Origin of the sequence: Krasilnikovia sp. MM14-A1259 (assembly GCF_047159535.1) — a bacterium.
Taxonomy (GTDB): Bacteria; Actinomycetota; Actinomycetes; order Mycobacteriales; family Micromonosporaceae; genus Actinoplanes.
The window spans coordinates 3,890,789-3,907,945 of sequence record NZ_BAAGAJ010000002.1; the positions used below are offsets into that span (position 1 = coordinate 3,890,789).

Genomic DNA, 17,157 nt, shown 5'->3' on the forward strand with positions numbered 1-17,157 from the left:
TCAGCGCACGTGTGCGCACGGAGCCCGCCAGACCTGCTTCCTGCCTCGACTTTCACAAAGCCGACCAAGCGCCCTAAACTTGCACGTAATCGGGCTTTCCTCCCCATCGCCGTCAGGAGGCAGGAATGGCGATCCCGGGCAGCGATACGGACACCGACCTACTCGCCGCCGTACGCGCCGGCGACGCGGCCGCGTACGGCACCCTCTACCAGCGGCACTCCGCGGCTACCCGGCAGCTCGCTCACAGCCTGGCCCCGAACCCCGCAGACGCGGACGACCTGGTCGCCGAGACGTTCACCAACGTGTTCGCCGCGCTGCGGGCGGGGCGCGGCCCGCTCGTGGCGTTCCGGGCGTACCTGCACACCACGCTGCGTCACGTCTGCTACCACCGGGCCCGCCGCGACCGGCGGCTGGAGTTCACGGACGACCTCACCCGCTACGACCCGGGCGAACCGTTCCTCGACCCGGCGCTCGACCGGCTGGAACGTACGTTCGCCGCCCGCGCGTTCAGCCAGCTCCCCGCCCGGTGGCGCGACGTGCTGTGGCACACCGAGGTGGAAGGGGCCAGCCCCGCCGAGGTCGCCCCGCTGCTGGGACTGACCCCGAACGCGGTCGCCGTGCTCGCCCACCGCGCCCGCGAGGGGTTGCGCCAGCGCTACCTGCAGCAGCACGTGGCCACCGCCGAGCAGCCCGAATGCCGGTGGACCGGCGACCGGCTCGGCGGGCACGTCCGCGGCCGGCTCGCCACCCGGGACACCGCCCGGATGCGCGCGCACCTGAGCTGGTGCGCAAGCTGCCGGGGACGGCTCGCGGAAATCGCCGATCTGGACGTCACTCGCTACCGTCCGTACCGTCAGCGTCACCATGCAGAGCCGACGGGTTAAGAGTCGCTCACGGTAGCCTCACGGACCCGGCAGCGGGTGACCAGCGCCGGTACGCTCGGGGCGTGCCAGAGACCTCGCCGCCGCAGACCGCCGGCCTGCGCGCCGGGCTGGCTGCCCTGGTGCGCGAGGTCGGCAAGTTCGGCGTCGTCGGCGTCATCGCGTTCACGGTCGACCTGGCCATCTTCAACGTTCTGCTGCAACTGGACGTCGAGACCCTGCTCGCCAAGACCGGCTCGACCGTCGTCGCGACCACGGTCGCGTTCGCCGGCAACCGCTTCTGGACGTGGCGGCACCGCGAGCACCACAACATGGCACGGCAGTACGCCACGTTCTTCCTCCTCAACGCCGCCGGTCTGGGCATCGGCCTCGCCTGCCTGGCCATCAGCCACTACGGGCTCGGCCGGTTCTGGCCCGCGCTGCAGAGCCCGCTCGCAGACAACGTCTCGGGGCTGCTCGTCGGCGGCGTTCTGGGTACCCTGTTCCGCTTCTGGTCGTATCGCCGATTCGTGTTCCGCGCCGCCGTCGCCACGGAACTCGTTTCACCCGGACCGGGGACCGCGGACCCCGGCCTAGCCCCTGTTCCCCGCCTGTGACGCCGCCGTCACCACCCTCAGCCCTCCGCGGTACCCGTCCGTCCTCCCGTAAGGTTGTCCAATGCCCTCAGCACACTCGCTGACGGAACGGCTACGCCGTGTCGTCCCCGAGGCGCTCGCGTTCGGCGTCATCGGCGCCGCGAACACCGCCCTCTACATGGTCATCACCTATGTGGCCATGCCGATCGGCGCGGTGAAGGCCACCGTGGTCGCCACGGTCATCACGACGACGCTGGCGTACCTGGCGAACCGCTACTGGACCTACCGCAACCACACGCGCAGCGCGCTGCGCCGCGAGTACGCCCTGTTCTTCGGCTTCAACCTCGTCGGCATGCTGATCCAGTCGGGCGCGGTCGCCGTCGCCAAGTACGGCGCGGGTCTCAACGAAGACGACCACAAGATGCTGATCATGGGCATCACGCTGTTCGCGACCGCGATCGCCACGGTCTTCCGGTTCTGGGCATACCGGACGTTCGTGTTCCTCAAGCCGCCGGTCGACGGCCACGAGGACGCCATCACCGAGCTGGACCCGGCCGCGGGCCTCGCCGAGCTCAGCGCCGAGCACGAGCCCGGCAGCGCCGCGCAACTCGCCGAGCTCGAACGCGAGATCGAGCTGGCCGCCGAGCTGAACACCGAACGCCCGGCGCGCTCCGGCAGCTGATCAGCGCCGGGCCGGCACGTCCTCGTCGTCGGCCGGCTCGTCGTCGGCGAGGTCTTCGTCGCCCGGACGCAGGCGGTCCTGCTCGATCAGCTCGTACAGGACGGTCTGGACCTCGTGCACGTGCGGCACGGACTCCAGCACCGCGACCTGGTCACCGATCGAGTCGATCGTCAGCGTGCCGCAGCCGAGCATCCGGTCGAACAGCGACTCGGACATCGTGTGGTCGTTGATCCGGGCCAGCGGCAGGTCACGCCGCTCCCGGGCCAGCACGCCGTCCTGCAGCAGCACGCGCTCGTCCGTGATGACGTAGTGGGTGCAGCGCCACACCAGCAGCGGCCACACACCGCGGCGCACCGCGGCCACCACACAGACCACCGCGACCACCCAGACGCCGATCCGGCCGCCGGAGTTCGTCGGCAGCATCACCCATGCGACGATCAGCGCGGCGAGCGCAACCAGCAGCACCAGGCCGGGCAGCACCGCCGCCCGGGCGTGCGGGCGCAGATGGAGGACCACGTCCTCGTCATCGGTGAGCACATCGTCCGGGAAACGCACGCGGGTCAGCGTACGTGCACCACGTCGCCCGCGGAGACACGCCGCTCGGCGTCAGCCGTCCGGATCACCAGCTGACCGTCCGGGTCCACCGTGACCACCTGCCCGGCGATCTCGTCACCGGCCGGCAACAGCACCCGGACCGGCCGCCCGACGGTCGCGCACCCATTTCGGTACGCGGCCAGCAGCCCGCACATCTCCGCGTCGCCGTCGGTGTCGCGCCAGCCCTCGTACCACTGGGCCAGGCCGCGCAGCAGCGACCGCAGCAGCGGATCCCGGTCGGTCATCTCCGCGCCGGCCGCCTGCAACGACGTGGCCGGCAGGCCGGTCGGCGTGTCCGGCAGCTCGCCCGGGCGGGTCGTGACGTTGAGGCCGATGCCGAGCACCACCGCGTCGTCCACGATCTCGGCCAGGATGCCCGCGCACTTCGCCTCCCCGGCCGACGTGCGCACCAGCAGGTCGTTGGGCCACTTCACGACCGCGTCCAGGCCGGCCAGCTTCTCGACCGTGGCGCGCAGGGCCTCCGCCGCGAGCAGCGTCAGCCAGCCGTACGCCCGGGGCGGGACCGGCGACCAGCCGCGCGCCGGCACCGACGCGCCCGGACGCAGCAGCACGCTGACCGTCAGGCCCGCGCGAGGCGGCGACACCCAATCCCGGCCCCGCCGGCCCCGCCCCGCGAGCTGCTGCTCGGCCACGACGATCAGGCCTTCCGGCTCACCCGCGCGGGCCGCGGCGGCGACATCGGCGTTCGTCGAATCGGTCTCGTCACGCAGATCGAGGCGCCGCCAGAAACCGCCGGGGGTGAGCAGGCCACGCTCCAGGGAGCGCGCGACCAGCGGGGGACGCTCCAGATCCGCGTACGGGGAGGCCGGCATTCGCCCACCCTAGCCCGCGATCGTCACCGGGAGGCCCGGGGCACTGGCCGTGGGGGCGCACTCCGGATCCCCCGCCCTCGAAACACCCCGGTGCGGCTCAGCCCGGGTCGGCGGCGTGGCGGCTGACGTAGACCGTGCTGCGCACCTCTGCGCCGCCCGGACGGGGCCGCGGCCGGGGACGTGGCCGGACGCGAGGGTCACGCTCGTCCGCGGGCAGCGGTACGGCCTCCGGCCGCGACCCGAACCCCGGCGCCGAGCCGTAGGCCGGCTGCCGCCCGAGGCCGGCGGGACGGCCGATTCCCGAGGGCCGCCCGAAGCCCCGTACCGGGCCGAGTCCCTGCATCGGCGCCGGGGCCACACCGGACGAGGGGCCGAACTCACGCGGCCGCCCGGAGTCGGCCTGCGGCCAGGCCCCCGACGGCGGCAACATCGCCCCCGGCACGGACGCCGACCCCGACAGCGGCCCGGACCGCGCGAGCCGCCCAGAACCCGAGAGCGGCTCGGAACTCCCCAGGAGGTCGGGCCTAGCCTGCGGCCCCGAGCCTTCAAACTGCCCCGCCCTCGCCATCGGGCCGGACGTCGCCATGGGGCCGGACCTCGCCATCGGGCCGGAGTCCGGGAACGGCACCGGGTCTGGCGTCGGCCCGGAACGCGCCGCGGGTCCCGGCACCTGACCGCGGGCCGAGCCGGTGGCGGGCCACGCGGGCACCTCGGGAGCCTCGTCCAAGGTGGAGTCGCCCCAGACCGTGTCGTCGCGCGCGGAGCCCCACAGGATTCCGGCGCCACTGTCGCGCGCGGGGGCGTACCGGGGTTGGCTGGGCGTGGCGCGGCCGATCGTCGGCCAGTTGGGCACCACGGTGGTCAGATCGGACACCGGCGGCAGGTCGAACCCGGCGACCGGCTCGTACGGCGGCGCGGCGGGCAGCCTCTCCACCTGGACAGGCCACCCGTACCCGCTGGCGGACGGCTCCACGTACGGGCCGTCCGGGGCGGGGGTCCAGTAGGCGCCCGCGGTTTCGGCCTCGGGCAACTCCCGGTACTGCGGGCGCACCCAGCCGTCCACCCGGTCGCCGTAGCGGCTGTCGGCGCGTTCCGCGGGCCAGCCACGGGGTGCCGGCGCGGACACGCGGTACGACGAGAGCGGCTGCGCGGCGGAGTCCGGGCTCCGGAAGTCGCCGCGCTCGTCGTCGGGGCCGTCGAGCAGCGTCGCCGGGAGTCCGCCGGACTCCGCCGGCCCGTCCCGTTCCGGGTCATCTGTCGACCCGTACGCATCTGGGTCCCCGCCGGGGCGGCCGGCGGTGGGCAGGTCGTCGAGGCCGTCCCGCCCGTCGGGGTCGTCGTCGGCCAGGCCGAGGGATGCCAGCACGAACGGCGAGTCCTCGTCCTCCTCGCCCCGACGACGGCGACGGCGCACCGGCGCGGTGCTGCTGCCGCGCCGCCGCCGCGGGCGCCGGGATGCGGGCTCGGCGGTGTGGTCGTCGGATCCCGGGCCCGCCACGACCGGCGCGGAGCCGGGGGCGATGTCGGCAGCGCCCGCGACGACCGGCACGGGCGGCATCACATCCCCTGCCTCGGGATCCGGATCAAGCCAGACGGTCCGGCGTTCGCCCTGTGCGCGCCCGGCGTTGCGCCCGGACCGCGCCGGGCCGTCGGCGCCGGTCCGGTCCGGGCCGTCCGCGAAGCCGCCGGGCGCGGACCGGCCCCTGGCGGTACGGCGCGGAGCCGTGAAGTGTCGCCGGGAACTGTCCGCGTCCGCGGATGCCGCTACCGACCTTCCGGTTGCCGGAACGGGGGGTTCCGCGTCCCGGGGCCGGCCGGAGCCTTTCGCGCCACGAACTGCGCGGCCGCGACGTCCGCCCGGAGTGCCCCACACCTCGGGTTCATCCGCCGCCCGGGAACCGCCGGAGGGCGGATCCGAGGCCCAGGGGCCGTCGGCCGACGGCGCGGGCAGATCGTCAGCCCACGACCCGTCGGAGGCGGCTGCGGGCTGATCTGCGGCCCAGGGACCGTCGGGCGAGGCAGCGGGCAGTTCCGCGGCCCACGGGCCGTCCTCCGGCGCGGCGGGCAGTTCTGCCCGCCGGGACGCCGTGACCTGCCGGGAGGCCCGCCGCCGCGCGCGGCCGCCGAAGAGGACGGCACGGAACGCGACCAGCAGGATTACCCCCACGCCGATCAGGGCGATGCCGGTAACGGTCATCCAGTTCGTCACGGGGGTTGTAACGAATGGGGTATTGAGTGCGAAACGCACCCGTAGCGACGCCCCGCCCGTGGCTGACTACGATCACGAACGAGCGGCAACCCACGGCGACGACGGCGTGGCGCAGAGGGCGAGGACGGTACCCGTGACCACCCAGCAGGACGCGACCAGCTCCGACATCCACACGACTGCGGGAAAACTCGCCGACTTGGAGCACCGGGTCGAGGAGGCGGTTCACGCCGGTTCGGCGCGCGCCGTGGAGAAGCAGCACGCCCGCGGCAAGAAGACCGCCCGCGAGCGGATCGCCATGCTGCTCGACGAGGGCTCGTTCGTGGAGCTCGACGAGCTTGCCCGGCACCGCTCCACCAACTTCGGCCTGGAGCAGAACCGCCCGTACGGCGACGGCGTGGTCACCGGCTACGGCACGGTCGACGGCCGTCAGGTGTGCGTGTTCTCGCAGGACTTCACGGTGTTCGGCGGGTCGCTCGGCGAGGTCTTCGGCGAGAAGATCGTCAAGGTGCTCGACCTCGCCATGAAGATCGGCTGCCCGATCGTCGGCATCAACGACTCCGGCGGCGCCCGCATCCAGGAGGGTGTCGTCGCCCTCGGCCTGTACGCGGACATCTTCTTCCGCAACGTGCGGGCCAGCGGCGTCATCCCGCAGATCTCCCTGATCATGGGCCCGTGCGCGGGCGGCGCGGTGTACTCCCCCGCGATCACCGACTTCACCGTGATGGTCGACCAGACCTCGCACATGTTCATCACCGGACCGGACGTCATCCGTACGGTCACCGGCGAGGACGTGGGCATGGAGGAGCTGGGTGGCGCCCGCACCCACAACTCCCGCAGCGGCAACGCGCACTACCTGGCCGCCGACGAGGAGGACGCGATCGACTACGTGCGCGCGCTCCTGTCGTACCTGCCCAGCAACAACCTGGACGAGCCGACCACCTTCGAGATGCCCGCGGACCTCGCGCCCAACGAAGCTGATCTTGCCCTGGACACCCTGATCCCCGACTCGGCCAACCAGCCCTACGACATCCACAAGGTCATCGAGGCGGTCGTCGACGACTTCCTCGAAGTGCAGCCGCTGTTCGCGCAGAACATCGTGGTCGGCTTCGGCCGCGTCGAGGGCCGCCCGGTCGGCGTGGTCGCGAACCAGCCCATGCACTTCGCGGGCACGCTGGACATCGCGGCCTCCGAGAAGGCCGCCCGGTTCGTGCGGACCTGCGACGCCTTCAACATCCCGGTACTCACGTTCGTGGACGTGCCCGGCTTCCTGCCCGGCACCGGCCAGGAATGGGAGGGCATCATCCGGCGCGGGGCCAAGCTGATCTATGCGTACGCGGAGGCCACGGTCGGCAAGGTCACGGTGATCACCCGCAAGGCGTACGGCGGTGCGTACGACGTCATGGGGTCCAAGCACCTCGGCGCGGACATGAACTTCGCGTGGCCCACCGCGCAGATCGCGGTCATGGGCGCGCAGGGCGCGGTGAACATCCTGTACCGCGCGGAGCTGGCCGCGGCGGACGACCCGGCGGCCACCCGGGCCCAGCTCATCGAGGAGTACGAGGACACGCTCGCGAACCCGTACATCGCGGCCGAACGCGGTTATGTGGACGCCGTCATCGCCCCGTCACAGACCCGGGCGCAGGTCACCCGGGCACTGCGCATGCTGCGCAGCAAGCGGGAGACGCTGCCGCCGAAGAAGCACGGCAACATCCCGCTGTAGGGCTGGTGCCGAGCTGCGGCAGCCACTGGCCCGCCAGCAGGACCGCCCCCACCACCAGCACCGCCAGGTTGACCAGCCAGAACGTGCCCACCCAGAACAACGCCGGCAGGTGGGTCAGGTGGGCGAGCTGGTCCGCATCGGACTCCGGCATCCGGCCCCGGCGGCGCAGCTTCTGCAGCTCGCCGACCGGGCGCACCCCACCGATCAGCAGGAACCACACACCGGTGTACGCGAACGCGGCCTGCACCTGCGGCGTCGCGTACCAGGACACCAGGAACACGATCGCGCCCGTGCCCACCACGGACACCACGCCGAAGACGTTGCGGATGTTGATGAGCATGAGCAGCAGCAGCGCGACCGCCAGCCACAGCAGCAGGGTGATCCGGTTACCGCCCAGCAGCCACGCGCCGAGCAGCCCGACCAGCGACGGAGCGATGTAGCCCGCCAGCAGCGTCAGGATCATGCCGGGGCCGGTCGGGCGCCCCGCCGACAGCGTGAGGCCCGACGTGTCGAACTCCAGACGGATGCCGCGCAGACGGCGCCCCGTCAGGAGTGCGGCGAGCGCATGGCCGCCTTCATGCGCGATGGTGACCGCGTTGCGCGCGATCCGCCACAGCGGCCGGAACGCCACCGCCACGAACGCGAGCAGCGCGGTGACCAGCACCAGCAGCGCGGGCGGGTCGGGTTGGGCGCTGAACAGCTTGTCCCACAGGTCCGTCAGTCCGTCGGTCGACACAGCCCGGCAGCGTAGTCGATCAGCGCTCCACGCCGGGCAGCTCAGGACGCCGGCTTGAACCCGTTGAGCATGATCTGCATCTCCTGGCTCGCCGAACCCCAGTCCTCCGGCACCGCGTAGATCCCGACGCTGAACCCCTGATCCGGGCTGGTGAGGAACGTCCGCTTCAGCACGTGCTGCCGGTTGTTCCTGTTGGTGGTGTAGAAGTACTCCCAGTCCGCGGCCTTGAGGAAGTACTTCACCGGATCCAGCCGGACCTTCTGGTAGCCGCGGCGCATACCCTCCTGCGCCTCCGAGTCAGCGACCGGATCCGGCGACGGCTGATCGATCACGTCGATGAGCAGGAGACGGTTGTTCCACCGCACCTGGAGCTCGTTGCCGGGATGCTTGACCTGCGCGCCGTTCGGCAGTGGGAGGGAGAAGTCCGAATCCCGGTAGAGGTACCAGCCGTCGGGCACCCCCGAGACCGCCGATGGGGTGGAACTGGTCGGCGGCGTCGTGGACGGGGTCTGCGACGGGGTCTGCTGGCTGGGGGCCGGTGCGGGCTGCGCCGGCGCGGAAGCGGCGGGGCCGGCCGACGAGATGGCGGCCTTGCGCCCGGGGTCCTTGGCCTTCGCGTCGTCGCCGCCGACAACCGTATGCACGATCAGCGCCACGACCAGCAGCAACGCCAGCAGGATCGCCCCACCGATCGCGGTCTGCCGACGGGTCAGGGTCGTCCCCAACACCGTGAGGCCCCTCGCACCGGCCGACGGAGCCCGGGTCGGCATGGGCTGCCACGCGGGCCGGCCCGACGATCCCGTGCTCAGCGGCCCGCTCTGGAACGGCTGCTGGGCACCACCGATCGGGGGCACCACGGTCGTCTCGTCGCCGGACAGATGCGCCCCGCGCCGGCCGATGCCCGTGCGCCCCGCGCTGCCGATCTGATCCATCGCCGTACGGGCCAGCGGCACGCCCGACCGAGACGCCTCCACGGTCGGCACCTTCGTGGTCGCGTCCGCAGCAAGCTGCTGGGCGGCCGTACCGTCTGGCTCGCCGGTCCGGGTCCCGGCCGCAGATGTTTCCTCGGCGGACGGAACGTCTGCCTCGCTGGATGCTGCTGAGACCTCGCCGGCCGGTGTCCCGGCCTTTCTGGCCGCGCCGTCCTTGGTTGCGGCATCATCGGTCGTCGCGGCATCGCCGATCGTGGCGGCATCGTCCTTGGTTGCGGCGTCATCGGTCGTCGCGGCATCGCCGGCCGTGGCGGCATCGTCCTTCGTGACCGCTTCGGCGGCGGCTGCCGTGGGCGCGGCGGCCGATCCGTCTGCGTCGTCACCGGAAGCCTTGCCGACCGCCGTTCGGTCGGCGGCCGTCGTCTCCGCCGCCTTACCGGCCTTTCGGCCTCGGGCCTTCCTGCGCGACGCCTTGCTGCTCGAACCGGCACCCGCGCGGGCACCCACCGTGGGCTTGACGCCGACCTTGGGCTTTGCTGCCTGATCCGCGGCCTGCCCGGCCTCCGCCGGCTGCTTCTCGGTCGCCTGGGCCTCGGTCGCCTGGGCCTCGGTCGCCTCGGCCTCGGCCGACCGGTCCTCCGGTGCCTGCGTTTCGGAGTGGGGGGCGGAAGCCGCGCTGGTCTGAGCCCCCGCCTTGGCCGCCTTCGCAGCCTCTGCTCCGACCGTGTCGGAAGCCTTCGGAGCCGCGTCGGCACCAGGCTGCGGGTCCTCTGTCGCACCGGCCTTCGTGGCGCGGGCCGCCCCTGCACTCTTCGCAGTGGCCGCGCCGGAGGGCGTCGATGGGGCATCGGGTGCGGCGGCGCCGCTCTGTTCCCCGCGACCGGCGTCAGTGACGTCGGGCCGGATCCGTGTCCCGGTAGCCGCATCGGCGGCGGTCGCCGCCGAAGCCGCGTCGGCGGAGTTTCCGTCAGCTGGACCCGAACCGGCGGAATCGCCGTCAACCGAACCCGGGCTGGTGGAATCGCCGTCGGCCACACTCGGGCCGCCGGACGGGCTGTGGTCGACGGTCTGGCCCGGCGCGGCAGCCGCGGGTTGCGCGTTGGGCTGCGACGGCGCGGTAGCGGGAACCTTCCGTTCCGATGTCGCAGCGGACGTGCCCCGCGAGTCCTTGTCACGCTCGGATCGCTGCGTCGGTGGTGCGCTGTCGGTCCCGCCGCCCGGCCTCGGCGGGGCGGGCATCTCGATACGGGCCGCGGGACGGCGACGGTGTGCCGCAACCTCGTCAGCTGTCAGAGCCTCGTCCGCCCGGGACCCGCGCAGCGTCTCGCCCGCACCGGGAGTCGACGCGGGCGCCGCGATGCCGTGCGGCGGAGGTGGCGGCGTAGCAAATCCTGCCGGTGCCCGGCCCGGACGCCGGGCGTCGCGCACCGGCGGCGTGTCCACCCGCGTCGCGTCGAGTCGGGGTGGTTCGGCCAGGCGGTCAACGCGGGTGTGCGCATCAGCCCCGGGCCGCTCACCCCGCGCGGGCACGTCGGTTCTGGACCGGTCGACGCGGGTCGGCGTTTCCGGAACGGGTCGACGGCCCACCGTCGCCTTGCCCGGCGTGAAGACGGGACGCGCGTCCGCGGCGGGGGCAATCGGCGGGTGGCCCGGCGACACCGGAGGACCAGCCGGGGGCCGTGTGGGAGCAACCGGCGGACGGCCCTGTGACACCGGCGGCCGCGCCGGGGAAACCGGCGGGCGCGGGCCCGGCACGACCGGCGCCGAGCCGGTTGCGGTGAAACCACCTCCGGGTACGACCGGGGGCTGGAACGGCAGCGCCGAACGGTCACGCCCGGCACCCGGGCGTCGCATCGTCGGGCTCATCGGGAACGTCAGCTTCGCCCGGCGGCCCGTGGCGCGCAGCAGCAGCCGCTCCGCCTCGTCGGCGTTGATCCGATGGGCCGGATCCTTACGCAGCAGGCCGTTGAGCACCGCCTTGAGCGGCCCGGCATTGCGGGCAGGCGGCGGGTTCTCCGTGGCCAGCGCCGCGAGCGTGGCGATCGCCGACGGCCGGGCGAACGGCGACTGCCCCTCGACCGCGGCGTACAGCGTCGCGCCGAGCGACCACAGGTCCGCGGACGGGCCGGCCGTGCCGTCCCGGGCCCGCTCCGGAGCGATGTACGCGGGTGAGCCGAGCACCAGGCCGGTCCGGGTGACGTTCGGGTCGCCGGGAACCGTGGCGAGACCGAAGTCCGTAAGCACGACACGGCCGTCCTCGCCGAGCAGAACGTTGCCCGGCTTCACGTCGCGGTGCACCACCCCGGCCCGGTGCGCCGCGCGCAGCGCGTTCAGCATGCCGAGACCGATCTCAGCCGCGCGCACCGACGTGAACGGCCCGTCGCTGGCGAGGATGTCCTGCAGGGAACGCGAGGGCACGTACTCCATGACGATCCACGGATCGGCATCCGTACGCAGAACGTCGAAGACGCGGACCACATTGACGTTGTTGAGCCGCGCGATCGCCCGGGCCTCGCGCAGCGACCGCTCCCGCATCTCCTGCCGCTCGCCGATCGTCAGGCCGGGCGGCGGCACGAGCTCCTTGATGGCCACGTCACGGTGCAGCACGACGTCGGTGGCACGCCAGACACGGCCCATCCCGCCCTGACCGAGCGGCGCAACGAGCCGGTAACGGTCAGCGACAATGAGCGGGGGAGAAGAAGACATCACGCAGAAAATACCCTGGCCTGTCGAGCCGCAGCTAATTGATCAGCAGTCTGTGGGACGCGTGTCACCGTACGCCCCTACCGGCGTCGTAAGCTGCGTCGATGGACTCCGAAACCGTGTTCCGCGTGACCCGGGGCGAACCGACCGCCGAGGAGATCGCGGCGCTCGTCACCGCCCTGGTCAGCCGGTCGGCGGCCCCCGCCGGGCAAACGTCGCGGATCGGGACGAGCGCATGGATCCGCAGTGCCCGACCGTCGGGTAGATCCGGTTCGTGGAGAGAATCCGCTTTGCCCCGATAGCGTGGATCCGGGCGGGTGCCCTGGCCTCTGTTGTGGACGACCGTCCACAGAGAATCATCGATCTCCCGCGTCCGTGTTTGACCGACTACTCTTCCGAGGGGTTCTCGTACTTTCGGGGGAGGGCTACTTCGTGACTTCCGACGCGGACAGATCGCCGGTTTGGCTGTCCGACTACGGCGCCATCGAGGCCGACATCCAGGCCATGGAGGACTTCGCCGCCGGGCTGGCCAGAGAGGTCGAAACCGGATACGGCCCCCATCTGGACCTCGTCACCGCCTCGATGCTCACGCCACTACCGGACGCGCCGAACTTCCCCGAACTCCAGGCGTTCCTCCGAGACCACCACGACGTGCAGGTTGCGACGTTCTCCAACACGTTCAACTTCCGTGACGGCACCGGCCAGTTCGCGGAGGTGGCGAGGTCGATCAGCCAGGAGTATCGCGGCTCGGACGCGTTCTCCCACGCCCGGGTCGACGACGTGGACGCGGCGTTCTCCGCAACGGACCCGGGTCGGTTGACCGACGACGAAACGGTCCCGGCCGATGTTGAGGGCTGACGGCGGCGGCCACGGCGGAACGGACTGGGTCGCACACGATGTCAGGTCGATGTGGGAGGCCATCGCCGACCAGAACACGGAGCCGCACTACGAGGTCGTTCAAGGCTGGCGGCGAACCTCGGAACTCACCCTGACCCATCTGGCCGCGGTCAGGACGTACCGGGACAACCTCGCCGAGGCGTGGCCACCGGAGAGGAGCCCGGCATCCGCCGCGTACCTCGCGCGCCTGGACGGTCTCATCCATGACCTCACCGAGACGCAGGCCGCTGCGTCGACCAACTACACGACCTTCTCGACGGTAACGCTGACGCTCAACGTTGCCCGCACGAAACTGGAGCCCCTGTACAAGGAGTACGTGGCGAACCAGGCAAGCCTCGCCAAGTGGCAGGCAGAGCGAGATGCGGCGACCGCGGCATCCCACCAGTCCTCAAGCCCTGTGCCCACGCCGCGTCCCCAGGCGTCTCCAGTGCCGACAGCGCCGCCGATCCCCATCGACCGCCAGGAAGAACTGAACAACCAGGCGCGCAGCATCATGTACGACCTCAGCGACACAGTGATCAGCGCACAATCACAACTGCAGAAGCCCGCGCTGTACGAACCAACAAATTCGTTCGATGAGTGGAGCGGCAATCGCTTCTCTGTGAGCGAATCAGCCTCTTCGAGGCCGCCATCGATCCCAGCGCCAACATTGCCTTCGACTGCACCGGATACTAACATCTCACATCCGGTGACCACGGCTACCCGCTCGCCCATCCCCCTCGAGAGCATTCAACGTGATCGCCCGGCTGGCTCGACGTTATCGATGGCTCAAGTAATCACTCCGCCGTTTTCGGCACCAAACAATTCGAAGCTACTGCTCGCTGGTGCCGAAACGGCAGCTCCCGGCTCGACCGCTTCTGCACCTATCAGAGACGCCGACGTCATTCGGCCGATGATTACCCCACCTCTTGCACGAAGCACCCCAAGCGAATTTGCGCCGCGTGATGACGCGGCGGCCGGCCGTCCACTTAGGCCGGTACACGGCGCCCCGAGTGAGCGAGTCCCGACAGTATTTTCTGAGAGGGTTATTGGATCGACCCCAGGTGGAGGCCCCATCGGACAGACACCGGTCGCCAGGAACAGCCAGGGGCATATAGGAACCGTGTCGCGTCAAGCCAATCCCGTGGGAGGCGTCATCGATTCGAAGTCGACATCTTCAAGCCTGTCGAACCGCGCCACCCGCGCCGCAGCATCTCGGCCGTGGATGATTACCGAGGGCGGCGATATGACCTGGCAAGGCAGAGGCAATCGCAGCGCGAGCAGAGCTGACCCGAACCACAGTCGCTGGGACCCAGACAATCCATGGGAAATAGTCCACGGCGTCGACCCAATTTTGCTTCCGCCAATCGATCCCGGGCCAATCGATCCCGGCCCAGCCATCGGCATCAGCGCATGAGTCGGCGACTGACTGCAGTCGCCGCAGTGCTGCTAACAATCGTTGGATCAGCCACACTCACAACCCCCGCAAGGGCTGATTCAGTTCGCAACCATCAATGGCACCTCGACTTTCTCCGGATTTCAGATGCGCATCGAATCAGTACCGGACTCGGCGTCACGGTCGCGGTAATAGATTCCGGCGTCGCCGACCACACAGACCTGTCTGGCAGCATTCTTCACGGAAAGGACTTCGTCAGCCCGGGCGGCGATGGCCAGGCCGATGTGGACGGTCATGGCACCGGCATGGCCGGCATCATTGCGGCACACGGCAAAGACGGATCCGGGGCGTTAGGGATTGCGCCTGACGCCAAGATTCTCCCGGTAAGGGTCGCTTCGACCGGCTCCTTCAAACGTGACCTGGCTCCCGCAATACTTTGGTCGGTTAACCATGGTGCCGACGTGATCAACATCTCCATTGGGGGCGGAATCTCGGCCGCCACGTTGAATGCGCTTGAGACCGCAGCACGAGCGAACGTAGTAGTTATCGCCTCCGCAGGAAACCGGCCGGAGGCCAGCGGCGTAACTGCTCCCGCTTTTGTTCCCAGCGTTGTGGCAGTGGGTGCTGTCGCGCGCACCGGCGAACGAGCCTCGGTCTCCGTCACAGGGCCCGCTCTTGATTTAATGGCGCCCGGGACCGACATCCTGACTACGCGACCCAACAATCAATATGGGACCGGCACAGGAACTTCCGACGCTGCCGCGATTGTCTCCGGAGTCGCCGCACTGATTCGAAGCAGGTTTCCGCGGCTCACCGCGCATGAGGTTGTGGCCCGCATGGAATCGACGGCCATTGATGAGGGAGATTCCGGGGTTGACCCGGAATATGGCCATGGGGTCATCAACGTCGTGGCGGCGCTCTCGGCAAACTCATCAGTGCCACCGGACCAGTCAAGCGGGCCACCACCGTCGATCGAAAACACATCTCGCGCCGACAACCATGCCGTGCCAAATTCGTCAGCGCCAGGCAAGTCGTCGCTGCTATTTGTGAGCACCACCGTGCTCGCGCTTCTGATCGGGACCATTGCTTTCTTCTCGCTACGGCGCCGCCGCGGATCAGATGAGCATCGGTCGATGGAGAGGTAACCCGTTTCCCTGATGATCCTCTTCGACATCTTCTATCCGTTACGCCTGACCGCCGCGCCGCTCGCCGATAGCGGGCTACCGATCATCAACGACTCATTCCGTAAACGAACCTCGGTTCGGGATGCACGGACATTCGAACCCTGCGACGTCCTGCAACAGTGGCCCGCCGAGCGGACAGTAGACAAGCAAGCTCATCCGCGACTCCTAACCGACGTCGCGGACGGACGCTGACGACGACTAGCGATCTACGGGTTTGGGCTCTTGCCCGGCTGCCGCACGACCCTCTGCGCCCGAGTTCAGTCGTTCGAACGGTTTCCCGGCTCTGTCACGAACACGCCGACCCCCGACAGGCCTTCAACGAGGCCCTTCGCCTTGAGCCACTGCACCGCGTTCCGGACCACCGTGATGGACACCCCGTACTGCGTACGGAGCTCGGCAGTGCTCGGCAACCGGTCGCCAGCCTTGAGACGTCCGGTTTCGATCTGTGTGCTGATGTCATCGATGATTTGCTGCGTCTTGGACTTCGCCACGCCTGTTCTCCCTGGTCCGCACGCACAGTGGACCACGCAGCGACACCACCCGCAAGCACAAGGACACCTCCTTCTGCGTCCAGGGGTTGCCATATGCATAAGGTTGGGTTAGGTTTCGATCGTCACTCCCCGGTCCGCAGCCGAGAGTGATCCGGCCTGACGGGCTTCCGTGTTCCCAGCCCAAGGAGGCGGGACGACCCGGCAGGCCACACCACACGACCTGCCCTGATGTCGATACCGCCGCGCACAAAGGCCGGGAACCAACGAGGAGCGTCCAGCTCAGCAAATCAGAAATAGAGTCCAGACCAACAGACGCTCCACGAAGGAGTGCTCGATGACCGACACCAACGGCGATCCCCTTCAGCGCATGGCAGAGCGAGTCGCCGACTGCATCTCACAATCCGGCTATGCCTTCATCGAGGACGAGAAGATCGAATCGCTGGCCACCGCCCTGCAGTCGTTCCTTCGGGCGGCCGGCATCCAACCTGAGGATGGGCACTCGCGTCCCGCTGCTCGTCCTCCTGCCGCCCCAGTAGCCACACGAAGTCAGGCGTCGACGACGTGACCGAGCCCTGCTTGTAGCGTTGCGGCGTGCAGACCCACATCTCGTACCGTCTGGTGCTCGCGTCGGCGAGTCCTGCCCGCCGCGCCCTGCTCAAGGCCGCTGGCATCGACGCCGACACCTTGGTCAGCGGCGTCGACGAATCCCTCGTCGAGGCGGACGACGCACACACGCTCAGCCTGACGCTCGCCCGGCTCAAGGCCCGTACGGTCGCCGCTCGGCTGCCGAGCGACCCCGGCACGCTGGTCCTGGGCTGCGACTCGGTGCTCGCGTTCGACGGACAGATCCTGGGCAAGCCGGGGAACGCCGACGACGCGGTGCAGCGTTGGCGCGCGATGCGCGGGCGCTCCGGGGTCCTGTACACGGGGCATCACCTGACCGACCTGGTGGACGGCAAGCAGGCCGAGGAGGTCGGCACGACGGTCGTGCATTTCGCGGACATCTCGGACGCGGAGATCGATGCGTACGTGGCGACCGAGGAGCCGCTGCACGTGGCTGGGTCGTTCACCATCGACGGGCGTGGCGGCGCGTTCGTGGACCGGATCGAGGGCGACGCCGGCAACGTGATCGGGCTGTCCTTGCCACTGCTGCGTCGCTTGCTGTCGGGCTTCGACGTGTCCATCACCCAGCTCTGGCGGGACTGAAACCAGCTATGACCGGGACTCTGAACCCAGCTATGACGGGAATGAACCTGGTCTGACAGGGCTCTGAAACCAGGTCTGACGGGGCTCTGAAACCAGCTCTGGCCGGGACTCCGAAACCAGCACTGGCAGGACTGACGAC

16 protein-coding genes and 1 pseudogene are annotated in these 17,157 nt (G+C 70.1%); 11 read left to right on the forward strand and 6 right to left on the reverse strand.

Features of this window, described 5'->3' with window-relative positions; all coding sequences use genetic code 11:
• Nucleotides 1-125 precede the first annotated feature (125 nt).
• From ACMCNK_RS17435 to ACMCNK_RS17445, 3 genes are all read left to right on the forward strand, one after another.
• The gene (locus ACMCNK_RS17435; RefSeq protein ID WP_412737465.1) at nt 126-884 is read left to right on the forward strand and encodes a sigma-70 family RNA polymerase sigma factor; all 759 of its coding nucleotides are present in this window, start codon (nt 126-128) and stop codon (nt 882-884) included.
• 62 nt (nt 885-946) lie between these two features.
• A complete protein-coding gene (locus tag ACMCNK_RS17440; protein WP_412737466.1) occupies nt 947-1,477 on the forward strand; it encodes a GtrA family protein in 531 nt (176 codons plus the stop codon).
• Between the two features lie 61 nt (nt 1,478-1,538).
• Entirely contained in the window at nt 1,539-2,138 is a 600-nt protein-coding gene (locus ACMCNK_RS17445) for a GtrA family protein (RefSeq protein ID WP_412737467.1), read from the forward strand.
• On the opposite strand, the gene ACMCNK_RS17450 is transcribed toward ACMCNK_RS17445, so the two are convergent.
• The 3 genes from ACMCNK_RS17450 to ACMCNK_RS17460 form a co-directional block, all read right to left on the reverse strand.
• Nucleotides 2,139-2,693, reverse strand: a complete 555-nt coding sequence (locus ACMCNK_RS17450) for a PH domain-containing protein (protein ID WP_412737468.1) — start codon at nt 2,691-2,693, stop codon at nt 2,139-2,141.
• Nucleotides 2,694-2,698: 5 nt separating this feature from the next.
• The gene (locus ACMCNK_RS17455) at nt 2,699-3,565 is read right to left on the reverse strand and encodes a biotin--[acetyl-CoA-carboxylase] ligase (protein WP_412737469.1); all 867 of its coding nucleotides are present in this window, start codon (nt 3,563-3,565) and stop codon (nt 2,699-2,701) included.
• A gap of 97 nt (nt 3,566-3,662) precedes the next feature.
• Nucleotides 3,663-5,774, reverse strand: a complete 2,112-nt coding sequence (locus ACMCNK_RS17460) for a hypothetical protein (RefSeq protein ID WP_412737470.1) — start codon at nt 5,772-5,774, stop codon at nt 3,663-3,665.
• 133 nt (nt 5,775-5,907) lie between these two features.
• On the opposite strand from ACMCNK_RS17460, the gene ACMCNK_RS17465 reads away from it, so the two are divergent.
• A complete protein-coding gene (locus ACMCNK_RS17465; protein WP_412737471.1) occupies nt 5,908-7,494 on the forward strand; it encodes an acyl-CoA carboxylase subunit beta in 1,587 nt (528 codons plus the stop codon).
• Here ACMCNK_RS17465 and ACMCNK_RS17470 read toward each other — a convergent pair.
• Both ACMCNK_RS17470 and ACMCNK_RS17475 read right to left on the reverse strand, forming a co-directional pair.
• Entirely contained in the window at nt 7,418-8,230 is an 813-nt protein-coding gene (locus ACMCNK_RS17470) for a M50 family metallopeptidase (RefSeq protein ID WP_412737472.1), read from the reverse strand. The two genes, ACMCNK_RS17465 and ACMCNK_RS17470, sit on opposite strands and share 77 nt — an antisense overlap.
• A gap of 2,363 nt (nt 8,231-10,593) precedes the next feature.
• Nucleotides 10,594-11,868: pseudogene (locus ACMCNK_RS17475) on the reverse strand (protein kinase domain-containing protein); the annotation flags it as partial.
• 101 nt (nt 11,869-11,969) lie between these two features.
• On the opposite strand from ACMCNK_RS17475, the gene ACMCNK_RS17480 reads away from it, so the two are divergent.
• The 5 genes from ACMCNK_RS17480 to ACMCNK_RS17500 all read left to right on the forward strand — a co-directional run bounded on the left by ACMCNK_RS17480 (nt 11,970) and on the right by ACMCNK_RS17500 (nt 15,513).
• Nucleotides 11,970-12,167, forward strand: a complete 198-nt coding sequence (locus ACMCNK_RS17480; RefSeq protein ID WP_412737473.1) for an acyl-CoA carboxylase subunit epsilon — start codon at nt 11,970-11,972, stop codon at nt 12,165-12,167.
• Nucleotides 12,168-12,297: 130 nt separating this feature from the next.
• On the forward strand, nt 12,298-12,723 hold the full coding sequence (locus ACMCNK_RS17485) for a hypothetical protein (RefSeq protein WP_412737474.1): 426 nt from the start codon (nt 12,298-12,300) through the stop codon (nt 12,721-12,723).
• 49 nt (nt 12,724-12,772) lie between these two features.
• Nucleotides 12,773-14,158, forward strand: a complete 1,386-nt coding sequence (locus ACMCNK_RS17490) for a hypothetical protein (RefSeq protein ID WP_412737475.1) — start codon at nt 12,773-12,775, stop codon at nt 14,156-14,158.
• A complete protein-coding gene (mycP, locus tag ACMCNK_RS17495; protein WP_412737476.1) occupies nt 14,155-15,282 on the forward strand; it encodes a type VII secretion-associated serine protease mycosin in 1,128 nt (375 codons plus the stop codon). Before ACMCNK_RS17490 ends, mycP begins: the two co-directional genes overlap by 4 nt.
• A 12-nt stretch (nt 15,283-15,294) precedes the next feature.
• A complete protein-coding gene (locus ACMCNK_RS17500; RefSeq protein WP_412737477.1) occupies nt 15,295-15,513 on the forward strand; it encodes a hypothetical protein in 219 nt (72 codons plus the stop codon).
• A gap of 65 nt (nt 15,514-15,578) precedes the next feature.
• Here ACMCNK_RS17500 and ACMCNK_RS17505 read toward each other — a convergent pair whose 3' ends face one another.
• Nucleotides 15,579-15,812: a winged helix-turn-helix domain-containing protein gene (locus ACMCNK_RS17505; RefSeq protein WP_412737478.1), complete on the reverse strand. Its 234-nt coding sequence runs from the start codon at nt 15,810-15,812 to the stop codon at nt 15,579-15,581.
• Nucleotides 15,813-16,146: 334 nt separating this feature from the next.
• Between ACMCNK_RS17505 and ACMCNK_RS17510 the strand changes: the two genes are divergently transcribed.
• Nucleotides 16,147-16,377: a hypothetical protein gene (locus ACMCNK_RS17510; RefSeq protein ID WP_412737479.1), complete on the forward strand. Its 231-nt coding sequence runs from the start codon at nt 16,147-16,149 to the stop codon at nt 16,375-16,377.
• A gap of 26 nt (nt 16,378-16,403) precedes the next feature.
• A complete protein-coding gene (locus ACMCNK_RS17515; RefSeq protein WP_412737480.1) occupies nt 16,404-17,018 on the forward strand; it encodes a Maf family protein in 615 nt (204 codons plus the stop codon).
• Nucleotides 17,019-17,157 lie beyond the last annotated feature (139 nt).